Annotated in this window: 20 protein-coding genes; 8 read left to right on the top strand and 12 right to left on the bottom strand. The window is 54.9% G+C overall.

Annotation, left to right across the window (positions count from 1 at the left end):
• Positions 1-87: 87 nt before the first annotated feature.
• From AC2VNK_RS01280 to AC2VNK_RS01265, 4 genes are read left to right on the top strand one after another with little or no spacing between them, the layout of a single operon-like run.
• Complete coding sequence (locus tag AC2VNK_RS01280; RefSeq protein ID WP_291523588.1) at positions 88-894, top strand: beta-ketoacyl synthase chain length factor; 807 nt, start codon at positions 88-90, stop codon at positions 892-894.
• Positions 888-1388 carry a hotdog family protein gene (locus AC2VNK_RS01275; protein ID WP_291523590.1) on the top strand — a complete coding sequence of 167 codons (501 nt, stop codon included), beginning with the start codon at positions 888-890 and terminating at the stop codon, positions 1386-1388. Before AC2VNK_RS01280 ends, AC2VNK_RS01275 begins: the two co-directional genes overlap by 7 nt.
• Positions 1381-2103 (top strand): 3-oxoacyl-ACP reductase FabG, encoded by a 723-nt coding sequence (gene fabG / locus AC2VNK_RS01270; protein ID WP_291523591.1) that lies wholly within the window; start codon positions 1381-1383, stop codon positions 2101-2103. The genes AC2VNK_RS01275 and fabG overlap by 8 nt, the downstream gene beginning before the upstream one ends.
• 16 nt (positions 2104-2119) lie before the next feature.
• The gene (locus tag AC2VNK_RS01265; protein ID WP_486882515.1) at positions 2120-3418 is read left to right on the top strand and encodes a cation:proton antiporter; all 1299 of its coding nucleotides are present in this window, start codon (positions 2120-2122) and stop codon (positions 3416-3418) included.
• Positions 3419-3445: 27 nt separating this feature from the next.
• On the opposite strand, the gene AC2VNK_RS01260 is transcribed toward AC2VNK_RS01265, so the two are convergent.
• The 5 genes from AC2VNK_RS01260 to AC2VNK_RS01240 all read right to left on the bottom strand — a co-directional run bounded on the left by AC2VNK_RS01260 (position 3446) and on the right by AC2VNK_RS01240 (position 9138).
• Complete coding sequence (locus tag AC2VNK_RS01260; protein WP_486882514.1) at positions 3446-4210, bottom strand: glycosyltransferase family 2 protein; 765 nt, start codon at positions 4208-4210, stop codon at positions 3446-3448.
• Positions 4210-4986 carry a lysophospholipid acyltransferase family protein gene (locus AC2VNK_RS01255; protein ID WP_486882513.1) on the bottom strand — a complete coding sequence of 259 codons (777 nt, stop codon included), beginning with the start codon at positions 4984-4986 and terminating at the stop codon, positions 4210-4212. The genes AC2VNK_RS01260 and AC2VNK_RS01255 overlap by 1 nt, the downstream gene beginning before the upstream one ends.
• 969 nt (positions 4987-5955) lie before the next feature.
• Positions 5956-7020: a chorismate transformation FkbO/Hyg5 family protein gene (locus AC2VNK_RS01250; protein ID WP_486882511.1), complete on the bottom strand. Its 1065-nt coding sequence runs from the start codon at positions 7018-7020 to the stop codon at positions 5956-5958.
• A gap of 2 nt (positions 7021-7022) precedes the next feature.
• Positions 7023-8345, bottom strand: a complete 1323-nt coding sequence (locus tag AC2VNK_RS01245; protein ID WP_486882510.1) for an NAD(P)/FAD-dependent oxidoreductase — start codon at positions 8343-8345, stop codon at positions 7023-7025.
• A gap of 46 nt (positions 8346-8391) precedes the next feature.
• A complete protein-coding gene (locus AC2VNK_RS01240) occupies positions 8392-9138 on the bottom strand; it encodes a polysaccharide deacetylase family protein (RefSeq protein ID WP_486882517.1) in 747 nt (248 codons plus the stop codon).
• 688 nt (positions 9139-9826) lie between these two features.
• On the opposite strand from AC2VNK_RS01240, the gene AC2VNK_RS01235 reads away from it, so the two are divergent.
• Together AC2VNK_RS01235 and AC2VNK_RS01230 are read left to right on the top strand one after the other, a co-directional pair.
• Positions 9827-10243 carry a ClpXP protease specificity-enhancing factor gene (locus tag AC2VNK_RS01235; RefSeq protein WP_291523603.1) on the top strand — a complete coding sequence of 139 codons (417 nt, stop codon included), beginning with the start codon at positions 9827-9829 and terminating at the stop codon, positions 10241-10243.
• Between the two features lie 11 nt (positions 10244-10254).
• A complete protein-coding gene (locus tag AC2VNK_RS01230) occupies positions 10255-10905 on the top strand; it encodes a lytic transglycosylase domain-containing protein (RefSeq protein WP_291523605.1) in 651 nt (216 codons plus the stop codon).
• Here AC2VNK_RS01230 and AC2VNK_RS01225 read toward each other — a convergent pair.
• From AC2VNK_RS01225 to aroQ, 6 genes are read right to left on the bottom strand one after another with little or no spacing between them, the layout of a single operon-like run.
• Complete coding sequence (locus tag AC2VNK_RS01225) at positions 10887-11129, bottom strand: helix-turn-helix domain-containing protein (protein WP_461275836.1); 243 nt, start codon at positions 11127-11129, stop codon at positions 10887-10889. The genes AC2VNK_RS01230 and AC2VNK_RS01225 overlap by 19 nt on opposite strands.
• A 12-nt stretch (positions 11130-11141) precedes the next feature.
• Positions 11142-11774, bottom strand: a complete 633-nt coding sequence (locus tag AC2VNK_RS01220; protein WP_291523609.1) for a zinc-ribbon and DUF3426 domain-containing protein — start codon at positions 11772-11774, stop codon at positions 11142-11144.
• Between the two features lie 2 nt (positions 11775-11776).
• Positions 11777-12655, bottom strand: coding sequence for a 50S ribosomal protein L11 methyltransferase (prmA, locus tag AC2VNK_RS01215; protein WP_486882509.1), 879 nt, complete (start codon positions 12653-12655; stop codon positions 11777-11779).
• On the bottom strand, positions 12652-13998 hold the full coding sequence (gene accC / locus AC2VNK_RS01210; protein ID WP_291523613.1) for an acetyl-CoA carboxylase biotin carboxylase subunit: 1347 nt from the start codon (positions 13996-13998) through the stop codon (positions 12652-12654). The genes prmA and accC overlap by 4 nt, the downstream gene beginning before the upstream one ends.
• Before the next feature lies 1 nt (position 13999).
• Positions 14000-14476: an acetyl-CoA carboxylase biotin carboxyl carrier protein gene (gene accB, locus AC2VNK_RS01205; protein ID WP_291523615.1), complete on the bottom strand. Its 477-nt coding sequence runs from the start codon at positions 14474-14476 to the stop codon at positions 14000-14002.
• Between the two features lie 19 nt (positions 14477-14495).
• Positions 14496-14957 carry a type II 3-dehydroquinate dehydratase gene (gene aroQ / locus AC2VNK_RS01200; protein ID WP_291523617.1) on the bottom strand — a complete coding sequence of 154 codons (462 nt, stop codon included), beginning with the start codon at positions 14955-14957 and terminating at the stop codon, positions 14496-14498.
• Between the two features lie 232 nt (positions 14958-15189).
• Here aroQ and AC2VNK_RS01195 point away from each other — a divergent pair, with 232 nt between their 5' ends.
• Positions 15190-16047: a ferritin family protein gene (locus AC2VNK_RS01195; RefSeq protein ID WP_291523619.1), complete on the top strand. Its 858-nt coding sequence runs from the start codon at positions 15190-15192 to the stop codon at positions 16045-16047.
• 43 nt (positions 16048-16090) lie between these two features.
• Positions 16091-16516, top strand: a complete 426-nt coding sequence (locus tag AC2VNK_RS01190; RefSeq protein WP_291509982.1) for a hypothetical protein — start codon at positions 16091-16093, stop codon at positions 16514-16516.
• A gap of 15 nt (positions 16517-16531) precedes the next feature.
• Here AC2VNK_RS01190 and ftsZ read toward each other — a convergent pair whose 3' ends face one another.
• A complete protein-coding gene (gene ftsZ, locus AC2VNK_RS01185; RefSeq protein WP_486882516.1) occupies positions 16532-17575 on the bottom strand; it encodes a cell division protein FtsZ in 1044 nt (347 codons plus the stop codon).
• Positions 17576-17588 lie beyond the last annotated feature (13 nt).

Below are 17588 nucleotides of genomic sequence, written 5' to 3'. Positions count from 1 at the left end.
CACAGTGTTAAGTAATTCATTCGGTTTTGGTGGCAGTAACTGCAGCCTGATTTTTGGCCGTCCCATTTAACGAACCGGAGTTTTGCTATGCATCCTGTGTATGTGGAGGGCATTGGTGTGTTGGGGCCGGGCATCCAAAGCTGGCAAGAGGCCGTATATTTGCTGAAGGGTGAACATACTTATCTACCCAGAAAAACGATATTATCGCCGCCGGAATCCTTACCCCCGGCAGAACGACGCCGCGCCAGCAGAGGGGTCATGGCCGCACTGCAGGTGGGATATGAGGCCTGCGCCATGGCGGGTGTCTTACCTGCAGAGTCCGCATCGGTGTTTGCGTCTTCGGGTGGCGATGGGGATATCTGCAACGCCATTTGTTCCGCGATGGCCGCAGGCGACCACCTGATATCGCCCACCCAGTTTCACAATTCCGTGCATAACGCGATTTCTGGTTACTGGGGTATTGCGACGGGCGCGATGGCGCCATCGTCTGTGGTGAGCGCCTATGATGGGAGTTTTGCGGCTGGCCTGTTAGAAGCCGTGTCGCTGCTGCTGACGCTCCGTACCCCCGTGTTGCTGGTGGCCAGTGATCAGGATTATCCCTTCCCGCTATACGCCGCTCGCCCGGTACCCGATATTTTTGCGGTTGCGCTGTTATTGACGGTAACGCCGCTGCCCGGTAAATCGCTGGCGCAGATCCGGATTGCTGGCGATATGCCCTTTGCCGAGCGGCCTGGGCAAGCGATGTCCGACGTGCTGCTTGACGATCTCGCTAGAGCTATCCCCGCGGCGCGTTGTCTGCCGCTGCTGCAATCCATCGCAAGGCGCGATACCGGAAATATCGTATTGGAGTATTTGCCTTCTCAATATCTGGTGCTTGAAGTGGCACCGTGTTGATAGGTCGTCAGTGGATCTCCGATCACATTCCGCATAAAGGCAATATGCTCTTACTGGATTGCGTAGAGCGCTGGGATGACGAACAGATTCTCTGTATCGCGAGCAGCCATCGGAGCGCAAGCAACCCATTGCGTGTAGGTGGGCGGCTGGGGGCGGTTTGCAGTGTCGAATATGCGGCACAGGCCATGGCTGTACATGATGCATTAGTGTGGAAGAAAAGGGGAGATGGTCCCCAAGTGGCCGGTGCTGGTTACATCGCGAGTGTCCGAGAATTATGTATGGAAATAACGCGCCTCGACGATATCGATGGCGATTTGGCGGTCAGTGCAACAAGACTTGCGGCCCACAGCAGTTTGCTTTACAACTTCGTTATTTCCACTGACCGACGTATGCTCGTTAAAGGTCGGATCATTATTTTTGTGGAGCCGGACGCGCTGGAAAACAGCCAATCGCCAGAATCTGTGGCGGCCAAACAGGAAGCCCCAGATGTGTAAACGTGCCTTGGTGACGGGCGGGAGCGGTAGCATTGGTGCCGCTATCTGCCAAAGGCTGGCCGCAGATGGCTTTGACGTCATTATTCACACCCATCGTAACCTGACAAAAGCCACCGCTTTGGCGGTGTCCATCAGAGACGCAGGAGGTCGCGCAGTGGTGTCTGCCTTCGATATCACTGACCGCGAGACGACGACTCAGGCCGTGCAGGAGTTGATTGTATCGGGGCCGATACAGGTTTTGGTCAATAACGCCGGAATCCACGATGATGCGGCTTTTCCAGGGCTCAGTCCGCAGCAGTGGCAGGAGGTCATAGATGTTTCGTTGAACGGCTTTTTCCATGTTACGCAGGCCGTGTTGATGCCCATGATCCGCACCCGCTGGGGACGGATCATTAATATCACCTCCGTGGCAGCGCTTATGGGGAATCGCGGACAAGTAAATTACGCAGCAGCGAAAGGTGCCTTACATGCCGCTACCAAATCGCTCGCGTTGGAAGTGGCCAATCGGGGTATTACCGTCAATGCCGTTGCGCCCGGTATTATCGCCACGGAAATGAGTGCGCAGGCTTTTGATGCTGCGCGTATCACCCAGGTGGTGCCCATGGGGCGGGCGGGGCAACCGGCCGAAGTTGCCGATCTTGTGGGTTTCCTGGCCTCAGAAAAAGCGGCTTACATCAGCGGGCAGATTATATCGGTCAATGGTGCCATGGTATGAACATAGAAACAATCTTATGACTATTGGCAACCCTATTTCAGATTTGGCAACCCAACAATCTGAACGTCTCATATTTTTTACCCTGGCACAACTCTGCATTATTATTTTGGCCGCGCGCCTCGCGGGAAACTTTGCTGTCAGAATAGCGCAGGCCGCTGTTGTTGGGGAAATTATTGCGGGCATTCTGTTGGGTCCTTCATTATTTGGCTGGATAATGCCAGTTCCTTTTCATTGGGTCTTCCATTCTACTCCGTCAGGGCCGTTAGATATCCTTTCACAGTTGGGCCTCATCTTACTGATGTTTCAGGTCGGTCTGGAATTTGATTTTTCGCATCTTAAGGAAAAAACCAATCGTCGTGTAGTGTTATGGATAGCGATGGCTAGCCTGTTGTTACCATTCGCTACGGGTTTTGGCGTGGGCTTCATGAGCGCTCCTCTGCTTTCTCCGGAGGCGAATCGCTGGGTCTCGGCGCTATTTGTGGCTACCGCTTTTTCCATTACGGCTGTTCCTGTTCTCGGTCGAATAATGATGGAACTGGGCATAACGAAATCTCGACTTGGTGTGATCGCCATCAGCGCTGCGGCGATAAATGACGTGGTGGGCTGGTTGCTGCTCGCGCTGGTTACGGCCTTGGCACTTGCGCAATTTCAATTTTCCCTGTTTTTGGCCAAGGTATTTTTTGTTCTTTTGTTCGTTTTTGCATGGTTTGTTTTTGTTCGCCCACTCATGAAATGGGCTGTCCGCTACTTTAACGCCGAGCATGAGATATCTGCGACTTTTCTGGGGATTGTTTTAGTAAGCATATTCATCTCGGGTATGATTACTTCAGCGTTAGGAATATTTACGATTTTTGGGGCGTTTGTCATGGGCGTCATATTGTATGACGAAGCCACTTTTGCCAAATTATGGCAAGAACGTATTGCCCCCTTCGTTTTGGTCTTTTTTCTGCCAATATTTTTTACCTATACCGGCTTGCGAACTAATATTGCTGCGCTCGATGGCGTGGGCCTGTGGATTTGGTGTGGTTTAATATTGATATTGGCGACGATCTCTAAGTTTGCTGGCGTGTATGCTGCCGCGCGGATTTCAGGATTAAATCATCATCAGGGGAAAATAATTGGGGTCATGATGAATACCAGGGCACTCATGGAGCTTATTGTCATTAACGTGGGTTATGATATGGGGGCTATTTCGGAGAAGGTTTTTACCATGCTGGTCATTATGGCGATTGTGAGCACCGTTGTCACAACGCCGCTGTTGCGGCGCTGGTTACCCCATGCGCATGGGCAAAATGGGGAGGTCGTGTCTCCTTAAAAATGTTGAGCAGTGGGGCATAGACAGCTAATGTTGGTGCCGTATTCGGCGCGCTAATAACCTAGGCAGGCGTATTATGAAGCCGAAAAATAAGCGGGTGTGCATCCAAGTTAACAGAACGTTATCACGCAGATAATGAAAATGAGAAACCCCGCCATCGCTGGTCTCAAAATAACGAACGGGTGCCGGTAAATTGATAATACGGATTCCCATCCAGGACATTCGTACAGCGGCTTCGGGATCGAAGTCGAAACGCCGCATCCAGCGCTGTTTGTGCATGAGGCGCTGCAGGGGGGCTATGGGATAAACGCGAAAGCCAAACAGGGAGTCGCCAATACCCTCGCCTAACGTTTCTAGATTGGCCCACCAGTTAGATATCTTGCGACCTTTTACCCGAAGCGGGGGGGCGCTGGCATCAAAAATCGGTACGCCGAGGATCATAGCGTCAGGGTTGTGGACCGATGCCTGCATAAATGCGGGAACCGCCCCGGCAGGGTGCTGACCGTCAGAGTCCATCGTCAACACGTGGGTATAACCCTGTAACTGGGCTTGCTCCAAGCCAAATAGTATGGCTTCTCCTTTGCCGCGGTTGCGGGAGAGGGACAGAATACGCAATCCACTATCTAGGCGCGCTAATTCCTGGAGGCCCAGGGTAGTGCCGTCTGTGCTGCCGTCCACGACGATCCAGACAGGGTTCCAATGCTGACGCGCCGCAGTCACGGTTTCATACACCTTAGGCCCGGGGTTGTAGCTCGGAATAATCAATAAGTGGGTGCTGGAGGATTGTTCCATTACGATTCATCTGCAGCCGCTGTTGGTGGTAAGGGGTTGCTTGCCAGAGCTGCCTGGAAATAGGTCTCCAGTTCCGCCATAGTACGGCGTACGTCCGTTGGTGGGTCGAAGCGGCGGCCTATCTCTATACGGTAATGAATAGGCATGGCCGGCTTGCGAAAGAAGGGCCATCCCTTACCGAGAAAGGGAGAATCCGCGGTGATTAATATGGTTTGAATGGGGACATGGGCCTGCTTGGCAATCAGCGCAATGCTGCCCCGTATGGCGCCAATTGGCAGAGGATGACTTCGTGTGCCTTCTGGGAAAAGGAGTAAATGACTGCCACCACGTAGTTCCTCGACGGCAAGGTGAAGCATGTGGCGTAAGGCGTCATTACGAATGTAACAGGCCAAGCGCGCACCGGCGCCAAAGAATGGATTATCTACCAATTCCGCTTTCATAATGCATGCCAGGCGCGGCATGCGCGAAAGGATCATAACCGCGTCGAGTAGTGAGGGATGATTTGGTGCGATGACCATCGGTGATTCATCATTGAGTGCGTCGAGTGCACTAATATCAAAATGGCAAGCACCCATAACGGATAAGGCCCGCAAATACCGCCTAAACCCCATGGAAATAACCCATCGCCCCGTTAACTTCCGCCACTTTGTTGGAAGTATAATGTTCATGGGTAGCGCAAAAATAGACCATAAAAGACTAATGCCTGCCAAGAGCGCGAGACCAACGTAGAATACTACGTATTCCCGGGCAGAGCGTATTTTATCAAAAACGCTCATGGGATAGAGATATTGATCGCGAGGGTCTGGCCTGCAACAGTACCCGGTTAGCATGTATCTGCATGGATGTCTGCCCCTTAGTCTGTATGCAGTCCAACATTGACGCTGCCCTGGGCAAAGGTAATTATCTTAAATAAATTACCAGATTTTCTTATCTTCTATCACGAGTAACAATTTGTGTCAACAGCTTCGCGATTTGTGCTGAAGCCGTTGATTTCCGGTCGGTATGATTTACAACGAGACCTTGTCTTTTTTACGGGGTGTTCGTGTCCACCGTTATTATAAGCAAAGTATCCGTTGATCCAAATCGGGAGTTGTTGTCATAAGTAAAAGGATGCCATGGCCCTTATAAGACGCTTCTGTACGGCGAGTATCTCCGCCAAAGTAGAATGGAATAAATTGCTTGCCAGCAATGTGGCTCAATATGTGGTCTGGAAAACCGATCAGTTGCTCGACCTGGCGTCGGGACATGCCTACCTCCAATTTGGAGAATGGAGAATGGAGAATGGAGAATGGCGAACCGGGAGCGGGGAGGACCCTGATTTTTGTGGTAGTGGTGACCGGTACCGAGGCTGTGTTGGCCGTAGGGGCTAGCGCTACTGCGCCGGCCTGGGGTGCTGGAGTAATCGATGCAGGCCGATGCTCCTGGGTTGCGCAGCCAATCAGTCCCGAGGCCAGGCAAGTGACAGATAATAGTTTGAGGGCATTCATGATTGGTTTTATTATTATTTCTCCGATGTGGGATGTTAAATGGTGCTCAATCTAAAGCTGTCAATTAGGGCTTAATCAGTCGGTATGTTCAGCCAATCATTTTTCCACGAGAAGGTCGTGAAGGATCAGTCTACCAGTAAGATACAAAAAGGTAAATTACCAAAATCTAAAGAGGTGCTTTGTAAATAGTCATATCGTGATAGGACTCTAATGCCGTTATTGTGGTGTTATCTAAATAGATGCCGTACGTTTTGAATTTTATAGATGCACGACACCGCCGGTGGCCTCGATCTCAACGAGGAGCTCAGCTCTGCAGATATCAGCCTGGATATATAGCGTTTCCACAGGCGGCGCGATAAGCCGATTCAGCTCTGTCTGGATAATGGTTAAGTCTGCGGTATTGCGGAAATAGACACGATAGTTCAGTGTGTTTAATTTATGTAAATGATTCCCAGCGACGCGATTCGCTTCATCGACAACCGCGGAAATGTTCCGTATGCTTTCCTTAGTTTGTGCGGCGACATCGTCGATGTGCAAGGTCTTATGTCCAACAATGCTTGCGGTTCCAGAAATAAATAAGACATGTTGCCGATCGAGATTAAGCCAGCCGCCGCGCGAGAAGGTGGGGCTGCATGGCCCATATTTTTTGGGGTAGCAATAGGCGCTAATCTGTCGGGGATTTTCCAGAGCTACAGATTTGTGCTGCCCGGCGAGAAAGTGTACGACTAAGTTTTCGGTGGATGTTCCTACGGCGCTCGCGGCGGGGATGCTGCTTTCTTCGGCAAGTCGGTTGTGGGCAATAAACGCACTTTGGCGTCCAACATTGAACTGGCGATAGTGTTCCAAGCCGTGCGTGGTGCCATTGATATCGGGTAGAAAATTCCAGACGCGTAGCAGGTGAGGATGTCCGATGTGTTGGAGGAGGTTGAATATTTGTTGGTAGGCTTCTTGAGCACACGACTGAATGGGAGGGGGGCTGACGTCGTCGCCATCTCCTGTAAATGTTGTTATAGCCAGGGTAATGCTGCCCAAAGTAAGGGTTGCGCTACGCCGATAGCATATATCCAAATAGTGTCCGGGAACCACAGTCTGTGTCGTACTCCAGATTTCACAGACATCAGATCCGCAAATGGTCAGGGGTGTTTTTAGAAATCCACTATTATGGTTGGTGCCGATCCCTGACGTGAGCTGGCTGTTGAACAGAACGATACCGAGAATATTTTTTGTTCGCAGCGCGTCATTGTTTAATGCCTCTGCTGCGGGCGCATAAGTAAGCGTAAGCTGCGTGCCAGTGGTTCTTGTCATGACGTTATCTAAGCTCATGGTTAAATCTTGATATCCTCCTTTCGCTTTTTGTGTGCCGCCCAAGAACGGCTGAAGTACCGTATCGACGTTATATGATAGATCATCTTAAAGATTATTAAAGAGGTCCAAATCGGTGTTTTATTAAATATATCCCCCGCGAGAACGGATAGTACGGCTTCTTTGGTTCGTACTAGGTTACGGGGCTGCATAAACATATCGCGCATGGTGGGCTGTGTAATACGGTAAATAAACCAGGAGAATACCCTGCCTCCGTGCCGAACTTTCCGGTCAAAGCGACGCAGTGCGGCGGCGGCGCGTTTCGGCTGCCGAAGGCAAGTATCAATAGTATCCGTACCGACAAATGCGCTTTGCATGGCGAGCATGACGCCCGATGAAAAGACGGGATCGTAAAATGCGAACGCATCACCCAGCATGAGATAATTAGCCCCATGGGTCTGATTGCAGATATAGGAGTAGTTGCCAGTAGCATCGACATCGGTCACGCGTTGTGCGTCCGCTAAGCGCTCCGCCAGCTCGGGAGACATGGCGATAGTCTCAGCGAAGAAATCTTCTATGGACTTTTTTCGTGTCTTGAGATAATAGGGCCACACGACCGCGCCTACACTGGTCGTTCCGTCGGCTAACGGGATGAACCAAAACCATCCGTGTGCAAACCAGAATATCGAAATATCGCCCTCCTCGCGGCCGATGAGGCGATGTGCGCCGCGGAAGTGCGCATAAAGGGCGGAACTATTATGTTTTGGATTATTACGTTTGGTCTGGAAAAGTGTTCCGAGAAAGGTATCTCTACCGGACGCATCAACCAGGAAACGTGTCTGCCATGTTTCTTTCGAGCCGTCCTCGCGGAGGGCGTGAACTACGACACCTTTTCCGTGTGGTAAAAATTCGACTGACTGGGCACGGCACCCCTCAATCGTTTCCGCGCCCTTTTTCTGCGCGTTACGAAAAAGAATATCATCAAAGTCCGCGCGTCTTACCTGATAAGCCATGGGCATGGACTTGTCCCATGCATCGGCAAATATGAAGGTTTGCCTTTTCCCCGCATGATAGGGCGAGTTGAATTCCGCACCCCATTTTTTCATCCCGATACGATCTACCTCATCGGCAACACCCAATTGGTGCAACAGGGGTAAATTGGCCGGGAGCAGTGACTCGCCTATATGGAATCGTGGATGGTGTGCTTTTTCTAGTATGGTTATTTGGTAGCCACGCTCTGCGAGCAGTGCGCCGATTGTCGAACCTGCCGGTCCGCCACCAATAACCAGAACGTCACATTCGTGTGTCGCAAGACGTTCGCCTGATACCTGTTGTTCTTTGGCCATCTACCATTCCCTCAGTTGCGCTGTCTATAAAAACTACGCTGACCGGTTAACTCAGAGTATTCATCGATGATCTGTGATCACCGCAATCACTTGTACTGGTTTGGCTGCCTATCTGTGGGAGCGTTTGGATATCCGTAAATATCGTCGATAAAGACACGCTATGTAGTTTCTTATGCTTACAGAGTTCCAGCAGTCTGGGTAACACGTCTAGCACTACTGCGTGGCCAGTTGTTGCGCGCCTCGAGTTGCCGTCATGCAGTAACAATATATCACCGGCGGCCAGATTGCGGCTGAGCCGACGGAATACCGTGTCAGGATTTCGACATGTTGTGTCGTATCCACGTCGAGTCCAGGCGACGTGTCGCAGGGACATCCTCCGCAATACCCCTCCCAAGAATGGACTGCGGAAGCCAAAAGGAGCGCGAAAGAAACGTGGTGCGATTCCATGTGTCGCGGCTTCGATCATTTTTTGTGTTTTAGAAATTTCATTCTCCAATAAATTTGGGCTGCCGAACGCGAAGAACGTATGGTGGCGATAACTGTGATTCTCTACGCTGTGGCCTCTACGAATTATTTCGGCGACTAAGTCCGGGTACACAGCAACTTTCTCACCAATGCAAAAAAAAGTGGCTTTGGCGTTATGTAGGTCTAGGTGATCTAGTATTTGAGGGGTTATCTCTTCATGTGGTCCGTCGTCGAAGGTGAGAGCAATTTCGCGGCGTGCAATAGCGGTTTGAGGTAAGCTGACCAAATTTGGGCTGATCAATTTGCAACGGGGGCAAAGGACTAGCATGGCAAGCACGACCTGGCTGAATATTATACTCGCCGACATACATAGTATGATCGTTTCTAGCATGAGTTGATATATTCTCTTTGCAGACTCTGTGAGCTATTGTGGCAACATAGGTTATCTCTCTTTCAGCAAAGAGTCACTCACCGAGCCAATGACGGCCCCAACGAGCGCGCTAACGGCCGGCCCTCGCCAAGCCTGCCCAACCGCCGCGCCGCCGAGACCTCGTCCGCTCTATAGCCTGCTGCCCAAGAGTTCTCTACCCGCGCCTCTGCATCTTGCAGGATGGCCGTGCAGCCGGATGGCTCCCGCACCAGCGGGGCCGATCACCAAAGCGCACGCGTTATGCCTCATATTTTAGAGATTGCTGTAACCGAGGTGTGATATTTTTTTGAATGTACCCAAATGGTCTGCTCTGCGAGATTTTTACGAAAATCGTGTTAAAACATGTAGATATGTTATAATGATCCTGGTGCTGGGGGGGTAGTGCAGTTGCCTGATCCTACCGTCTGCATCTGAGCTATCTTGAGAATTCCGAAAAATCGTCTATAAACACTATACGGACGAGTGTAGATATAGCACTGATAGGATCAGACTTCATGTCTTTAGGTCTGTACCGCCCAGGTAGCTGAGATATTCTCTCCCGAACGAGTTTCAGTTGCTGAACGCTGATGATGATGGAGAACAAAAATTGTTACCTGAAAGTGCTAAGCCCTATCTGCTCAATGCCGTCTATCAGTGGTGCGTGGACCAGGGACATACGCCGTATATTCTGGTGGTCGTGGCTTATCCGGGAGTTTCTGTCCCGAGCGGCTACGAAAAGGATGGACGGATGATTCTTGATGTCTCGCCGCGCGCTTGCCACAGTCTCAGCATGGCGGACGACTGGATTTCTTTTAACGCCCGCTTTGGTGGGGTCGCCCGCACGGTGGATGTACCGATGGCGGCTGTGGCGGCGATTTACGCTGCGGAGACGCAGGAGGGGATCGGTTTTGCCGATCCCGAAATCCCAACCACACCGCCGCCGTCCCGGGAAAGGGGCGCTGTTGAGAACGCGGATACCTCCTCAGGTAAGCCCGAGCGCCCGTCACTGCGGGTAGTGAAGTGAGGGTTGGCCTGATGCTCGGTGCGATGCTATTCCTTTGCGGAAGCACGGCGGAAGCCAATATTTACGCCTATACCGATAGCAGCGGGGTGGTGCATCTGACCAACGTGCCTGCCGGGAATGACAAGTACCGGATGGTGATGCGGACGCCGAAAATGGCGGTAGCCGTGGCGCGCGCGGATTTTAATAGGTTGGCCAGGGCGCATTATCAGGCGCTGATTCAGGCGGCGGCTAGCCGTTACGGGGTCAGTCCGGCGCTGATTAACGCCGTGATTAGCGCCGAGTCCGGTTATAATGCGGGGGCGGTTTCACCCAAGGGTGCGATCGGGTTGATGCAACTCATCCCGGCGACGGCTGATCGTTTCGGGGTGGCGAATTCGTTCAGTCCGGCTGATAACATCAACGGTGGCACGGCGTATCTGGCCCATTTGCTGCGTGTATTTAGTGGGGACCTGAAACTGGCCGTAGCCGCCTACAACGCGGGATCGAAGGCCGTGATCCGGGCGGGTTATCATATTCCGCCCTTTACAGAGACCCAGGCTTACGTGCCGCGGGTACTCGCGTATTATCAGCAGTACCTGAATGGCAGCGGCAATGTGGCCGGTGCGAACCCGCAATCGGTGGCGAACGCCGCTCCGCAGTGGATTCAGGTATCTAATCCGTAGGCTTGTAGCTTCTTACGCAGGGTGTTGCGATTGATGCCTAGCCACTGGGCGGCCATGCCGCGTTGTCCACTACAATGCTGCAGTGTGTTGGCGAGCAGGGCACGTTCCACTTCGTCTATTATCAGTGCGTGCAAGTTGCTGGGTACTTCGCCCTGTAAATCCGCCAAATAGCGGTCCATAACGAACGTCACACAATCGCTCAGAGACATGTCGGTAGATTCCATGGTCAAACCTCCTCAGGAGCGGCTGAGGAGGGTGACTTGGTAACCGGCAGCGGCCGTCAATGCGGGGCTGCTGAGTGTAAATGGTACCGCAGTGCCGGGAACAAATCCGGCGCTGGCATGGAATTCTCCGCTCAGGTATTGCGTTGCAGTAAAATGCAGGTGGGCAATGGGTGCGCCATAGACATTGCTGAGGGTGACTTCGATCACTGGGTAGGCCTGGACTTTGTTGGCCACATTTTCGATGCTGCCGGTGATGCGCGCCAGGCGATCCCCAACCGGGGTAACCTGACTGTTTAAAATACGGATGTCTTTGTTAGGGCCTGGCCATGGAATAGTGATATCCAGTTGTTCTGCGCCATTCAGCAGGACGCGGCGTACCGGCGCGCTGGTGGCGGCGTAACTGTAGCTGCGTGTCCACCAAAGTGCCTGTCCAATCAGGGCGATAATCAGCAGGATAATGGCCAGGATGAGCAGAAGTCTACCCAGACGGCGCCCCAGGCTGCTACCGGCACGCGTATGCTCTGCGGCGACATCTATATGGAAGAGTTGTTGGCAGACGCTGCATTTCGCTTGATAGTGATGCTCACGCAGGGCGTTACCATCCGTGGCGAAGGTCGATTCACAGCGGGGGCAGGTGATTTCCATGGTCATACTCCGATTTTGCGCTGGCCATAGAGGAGCGACCAGTCTTCTTCGTGTTGCGGGGCGGCGAGATCGAAATAGGGTTTATAGGCGGCGTTAATCTCCGCTTCCTGATGGTGCAGGATGCCGGATAGCGCGATCCAGCCTCCTGGACGGACAGAGTGAGCCAAGGTGGGCGCGAGGGCCAACAAGGGGGTCGCCAGAATGTTGGCGACCAGGATGTCGGCCATGGGCAAACTGGCGTTTTCCGGTAGTGCGAGCTGCAGGCCGGTACTGACGCCGTTGCTTTCAGCATTGGCGGCGGCTACCTGCAGCGCAACGGGGTCCGTATCGACGCCGAACGCCTGGTCGACACCCAGCAGCAGCCCGGCGATAGCCAGGATGCCGGAGCCGCAACCGTAATCGATAAGGCTTTCGCCCCCGCAGATCTGCGCGTCCAGGAAACGCAGGCAGAGAGCCGTGGTGGCGTGGGCGCCGGTGCCAAAGGCCTGGCCGGGGTCGAGATGCAGCACGCGAGTGGCGTCGGCGGGCGCCGCATCCCAACTGGGGGCTACCCAGAGGCGACCGAAGCAGCGTGCCGGGAAGGCGGCCTGCGTTGCCGCTACCCAGTCTTGTTCCTCCAGCGGGGTGAACTGTGCTGCGAATCGCTGCCAGTCATTGTCGCTGACCAGCCTTTGCAGGGCCGCTTCACTATGGTCGTCGGCAGCAAATAAGGCCTGGCACTGGCTGTTCTGCCAGATCAGGCCTTCATCGAACACGGCTTCACCGTCATCGCCTTCAAGAAAGGTGACGGCTTCTGCCCCAGCATCCAGCAATTGCGCCTCGATGGCTGTCGCGGCTGTCGCGGGGACGCGCATGTCGAGCTGCCACCAGGCGATTTTCATAGGGCGAGCAAGGCCTCCAGATAGTGGATATGCACCCCGCCTGCGGCGTACTGGGCCTCTTCCAGGACTCGCCGGTGCAAGGGAATGTTGGTCTGAATACCCTCAATGGTGGTCTCGCGCAGGGCACTGCGCATACGCATGTTGGCTTCCTCTCGGTCGCCTCCGAAAGCGATGATTTTGCCGATCATGGAGTCGTAGAAGGGCGGCACTCGATAACCCGCATAAATGTGACTGTCGACCCGTATTCCCGGCCCGCCGGGTGGATGCCAGGCGGTGATTTGTCCCGGAGAGGGTACGAAACGCTCCGGGTCTTCGGCATTGATGCGGCACTCGATGGCGTGACCGCTGAGTACAACGTCTTCCTGCCGAATCCCGAGAGGCAGACCTGCTGCGATACGGATTTGCGCCTTGACGATGTCGATGCCGGTAATCAGCTCCGTGACCGGGTGCTCGACCTGCAGGCGTGTATTCATTTCAATGAAATAGAAGGTCTGGCTGCCCGGATCGTAGAGAAACTCGATCGTGCCGGCGCCCCGATAGCCCATATCCTCGCAGGCGAGGACTACCGATGCGCCGATTTCAGCCCGCTGGGCGGCACTGATACCGGGGGCTGGCGCTTCTTCGATGACTTTCTGGTGGCGGCGCTGCACCGAGCAGTCCCGTTCACCCAGATGGACGCAATGGCCATGGGCATCGCAGAGTATCTGAAACTCGATATGGCGCGGCGTCTCCAGGAACTTTTCCATGTACAGGGTGGGGTTGCCAAAGGCCTTGCCCGCCTCGGCGCGGGTCAGATTGGCGGCGTTGATGAGGTGCGCTTCCGTATGCACGACCCGCATACCGCGACCACCACCACCACCGGCGGCCTTGAGAATGACCGGATAACCGATCTCGCGGGCGAGGGCTTTGAGGGCCTCGTTATCGTCGGGTAGCGGTCCATCGGAGCCCGGCACACAGGGTACGCCAGCCTTCTTCATCGCCGTCTTGGCGGCAATTTTGTCGCCCATCAGGCGGATGGTTTCGGCACGTGGCCCAATGAAGGCAAATCCACTTTTTTCAACCCGTTCGGCGAAGTCGGCATTTTCCGAAAGGAAGCCGTAGCCAGGATGAATCGCTTCGGCATCGGTCACTTCGGCGGCGGCAATCACGGCGGGAATATTCAGATAACTTTTGTCGCTGGGCGCCGGGCCGATGCACACCGACTCGTCGGCGAGTTTGACATGCAGAAGATCGCGATCCGGCTCGGAGTGGACGGCGACGGTGCGGATGCCTAGTTCGCGGCAGGCGCGCTGAATGCGCAGGGCGATCTCGCCGCGGTTGGCAATGAGGATTTTTTCGAACATCTCAATTCTCGGGAGCAATGATGAACAAGGGTTCACCATATTCGACGGGCTGGCCATTGCCGGCGAGAACCTTGATCACTTTTCCGGAGATGTCAGCCTCAATTTCGTTGAGCAACTTCATGGCTTCGATGATGCAGAGGGTTTGGCCCGCCTTAATGATGCTGCCTTCTTCCACAAAGGGCGCGGCTTCGGGGGAGGCGGCGCGGTAAAAGGTGCCGACCATCGGGGATTTGATCATGTAGCCTTGGGGTGGCTGCTCAACGGCGGCTGCAGAAGGTGCTGCGGCTGGTGCGATGGCCGGGGTCGGAACTGCAGCGGCCATCGGTACGGGTTGGGTGTAGGTGACGCTGGGTGCGGTGTGGGTTGGTGCGATGTGCCGGGTGATGCGGACTTTGCTATCACCCTCCACCACTTCTATTTCATCAATGGCACTCTTTTCAAGCAGTTCAGCCAGGCGGCGGATGAATTGAATATCCATGCTCTTTCCTTGGTATCAGTTATGGATTATGGCGCTTCAGACGCCGATGAATGGCATCCAGCGCCAGAAAATATCCGTCTGCACCCAGTCCCGCGATGACACCCTGGGCGAGATCGGAGAAATAGGAGTGACGGCGGAACGCTTCCCGGGCATGGATGTTGGACAAATGCACTTCAATAAAGGGGATCTGGACGGCGGCCAGCGCATCACGCAGGGCGACACTGGTATGGGTGAAGGCCGCGGGGTTGATGATGATGTATGTGACACCCTGCCGGGCCGCATCCTGAACCGCGTCGATCAGTATGTGTTCGGCGTTACTCTGCAGACTGTGTAGCCGCCAGCCCCATCCCTGCGCGTGCGTTTGCATCCCGGCATCGATTTCAGCGAGGGTGGTCTGCCCGTAATGACCGGGCTCGCGGCTACCCAGCAGATTCAGATTCGGGCCATGCAGTACAAGGATATGGGGAGAAGATGCAGCCATAGATTCCGCGCGACACTAGGTATATCTGGCGAAGTCTGCCGCAAATGGCCGGATAAATCCAGGTCGTTCGTGCCTGGGGCGGATGCGAGGGGAAATAAAACGGGGCCATCGCCCAATGCGGGGATTTGGCGTACAATGCCAAAATTGTATATACGAAGCTTCGCGGGTGTTGCCGCAAGGTTTGATGTGCCCAGGCACGCATTATTGAGCACGCCAGAGAGGTTGGTTCGCCATGTTATACCCCGAGTTGTTCAAATCGCTGGAGGCCGCGCGCTGGAACATGGCCACGGATATCCCCTGGGAGCAGTTTGACCGTACCCTGGTCAGTGATGAGCAGTTGCGCACGATCAAGATGAATGCGGTCACCGAGTGGTCGGCACTCCCGGCGACGGAGATGTTTCTCCGCGACAACCGGAACGACTCCGATTTTTCGGCCTTCATGTCCATCTGGTTCTACGAAGAGCAGAAGCATGCCCTGGTGCTCATGGAATACTTGCGCCGCTTCGCGCCGGAATATCTGCCGACGGAAGAAGAGCTGCACAATGTGCGCTTTGAATTTGATCCGGCGCCGGCGATGGAAACCCTCATGCTCCATTTTTGCGGCGAAATCCGCCTGACACACTGGTATAAATGTGCGGCGCAGTGGCATAGCGAGCCGGTGATCCGCTCGATTTATGAGGTACTATCCAAGGACGAGGCGCGGCACGCGGGTATTTATCTGAAATATATGCGGCGCGCCATTGACCGCCTCGGGGACAGTGCGCGTCTGGCTTTTGCCAAGATCGGTGTGCTCATGGCCAACACCAAGACGGCGAAGGCATTGCATCCCACCAATCTCCATGTGAACAAGGCGATGTATCCCGAGGATAGCGTGCAGAGTCATCTTCCGGACCCAGGCTGGCTGGAGCAATGGCTGGATACCCAGATTCATTTCGACGCGATTTGGGAGGGCAAGGTGGTCAATGGCATTTTGCGCAACCTTTCTGCTTTGCTCGAAACACCCATTCAGAGTGTCAGGGACCTCAGCCGTTACCGCAAGGTGATAAGCGCCGCCGACCGTGATGCTTCTGGGCATCTGGTTGTGGGCTGATCACGCTGGCGACGAGGGCTGTGTTACCGGGTATAAGAGGAAAATGACGGAAGATCCATGGTGGACCCTTACCCTGGATGCCCGGTTGCAGTGGGCATTGAGTCCGGAATTGCCAGAAGTGTACCGGCCGTTTCTGTTGACTGAGCAGTGGATGCAGACCCGCTGCTATTTTGCCCGCCGTGCGGACCTGCGGTTGGATGAGGTAGCGGTGCTGGCAGCGGATGGGGACTACGTTATCCGCCTGTGTATTGCGAAAAGGCCGGATTTAACGGCAGAACAGGTGGGGGTTTTTTGTCAGGATCACGCCCCTAACGTGCGCTATGCCATCGCCCGCAATCCATTGCTGACGCAAGTTCAGCGTATGCAGTTGCTGACGGATGCAGACGAGCTGGTGCGACAGGCAGCGGCTAAGGGGCCGCGGCCGAGCAAAGAACGCTGCCGTCCAGGTCAAGCGCCGTTATTGCGCTGACCCGGTTTACCGGCCTTAGTCCGCCTGGCGGCGCAAGAAGGCGGGGATGTCCAGATCGGCGTAGTTCGGGGTGTTATTGCCGCCGCGGGCGGGGGCAACCGAGGCGGCGGAGCGTTCGGCCTGACGCATGCCGGTGGGCTTGTCGAGATTGCGCCAGTCTGCGGCAGTGGCCGGGGTCGCAGCCGGGCGGGTACGAATATTTTCGACCGCCAGACGCACGGGTTCCCTTTGTAATCCAGTAGCGACCACCGTAACCCGCAGTTCACCTTCCAGTTCCGGATCCAACACCGTACCGACCTTGACGTTGGCGTCATCTGCCGCATAACCACGGATCAGTTCGCCGACTTCTTCAAACTCGCCCAAAGTCAGGTCCATGCCGGCGGTGATGTTGACCAGAATGCCGCGGGCACCCGCGAGGTTGATGTCGTCCAGCAGCGGGCTGGAAGCAGCACGGGTGGCGGCGTCCTTGGCGCGGTTTTCGCCGCGACCGCTGGCGGCACCCATCATCGCCAGGCCCATGCCGGACATGATGGTGCGGACGTCGGCAAAGTCGAGGTTCATCAGGCCGGGGCGGGTGACCAGTTCGGAGATGCCCTGCACGGCGCCGAGGAGGATGTTGTCGGCGGCCTGATAGGCGTCCTTGAGGCTGATGTTCTTGCCGAGGACGGACAATAGCTTCTCATTGGGGATGATGACCAGCGAGTCCACATACTGGGAGAGTTCGTCGATGCCGGAGAGGGCGTGCTGCTGGCGTTTTTTGCCTTCAAAGTTGAAAGGCCTGGTGACCACGCCGACGGTGAGGATGCCCATGTCGCGGGCAATGGCCGCCACCACGGGGGCGGCGCCGGTGCCGGTGCCGCCACCCATGCCGGTGGTGATGAAGACCATGTCGGCCTTTTCCAGGGCCGCGCGGATTTCGTCACGACCCTCTTCGGCAGCCTTGCGGCCGACTTCAGGATCCGCGCCCGCACCGAGGCCGCGGGTGATCTGGGCGCCGAGCTGGATGGTGTGGCTGGCGTGGGAATGGCGCAGCGCCTGGGCATCGGTATTGGCGGAGATGAATTACACGCCC

The sequence above is a fragment of the Acidithiobacillus sp. TH-A35 genome, assembly GCF_057473505.1.
The sequence above is the reverse complement of the archived record's forward strand: the minus strand, read 5'-3'. Positions and strand labels throughout refer to the sequence as shown.

Coding starts and splice junctions, on each gene's coding strand:
- AC2VNK_RS01280 (WP_291523588.1), top strand. CDS start 88: ATGCATCCTGTGTATGTGGAGGGCATTGGTGTGTTGGGGCCGGGCATC.
- fabG (WP_291523591.1), top strand. CDS start 1,381: ATGTGTAAACGTGCCTTGGTGACGGGCGGGAGCGGTAGCATTGGTGCC.
- AC2VNK_RS01265 (WP_486882515.1), top strand. CDS start 2,120: ATGACTATTGGCAACCCTATTTCAGATTTGGCAACCCAACAATCTGAA.
- AC2VNK_RS01260 (WP_486882514.1), bottom strand. CDS start 4,210: ATGGAACAATCCTCCAGCACCCACTTATTGATTATTCCGAGCTACAAC.
- AC2VNK_RS01255 (WP_486882513.1), bottom strand. CDS start 4,986: ATGAGCGTTTTTGATAAAATACGCTCTGCCCGGGAATACGTAGTATTC.
- AC2VNK_RS01250 (WP_486882511.1), bottom strand. CDS start 7,020: ATGAGCTTAGATAACGTCATGACAAGAACCACTGGCACGCAGCTTACG.
- AC2VNK_RS01245 (WP_486882510.1), bottom strand. CDS start 8,345: ATGGCCAAAGAACAACAGGTATCAGGCGAACGTCTTGCGACACACGAA.
- AC2VNK_RS01240 (WP_486882517.1), bottom strand. CDS start 9,138: ATGCTAGTCCTTTGCCCCCGTTGCAAATTGATCAGCCCAAATTTGGTC.
- AC2VNK_RS01230 (WP_291523605.1), top strand. CDS start 10,255: ATGCTCGGTGCGATGCTATTCCTTTGCGGAAGCACGGCGGAAGCCAAT.
- AC2VNK_RS01225 (WP_461275836.1), bottom strand. CDS start 11,129: ATGGAATCTACCGACATGTCTCTGAGCGATTGTGTGACGTTCGTTATG.
- AC2VNK_RS01220 (WP_291523609.1), bottom strand. CDS start 11,774: ATGGAAATCACCTGCCCCCGCTGTGAATCGACCTTCGCCACGGATGGT.
- prmA (WP_486882509.1), bottom strand. CDS start 12,655: ATGAAAATCGCCTGGTGGCAGCTCGACATGCGCGTCCCCGCGACAGCC.
- accC (WP_291523613.1), bottom strand. CDS start 13,998: ATGTTCGAAAAAATCCTCATTGCCAACCGCGGCGAGATCGCCCTGCGC.
- accB (WP_291523615.1), bottom strand. CDS start 14,476: ATGGATATTCAATTCATCCGCCGCCTGGCTGAACTGCTTGAAAAGAGT.
- aroQ (WP_291523617.1), bottom strand. CDS start 14,957: ATGGCTGCATCTTCTCCCCATATCCTTGTACTGCATGGCCCGAATCTG.
- AC2VNK_RS01195 (WP_291523619.1), top strand. CDS start 15,190: ATGTTATACCCCGAGTTGTTCAAATCGCTGGAGGCCGCGCGCTGGAAC.
- AC2VNK_RS01190 (WP_291509982.1), top strand. CDS start 16,091: ATGACGGAAGATCCATGGTGGACCCTTACCCTGGATGCCCGGTTGCAG.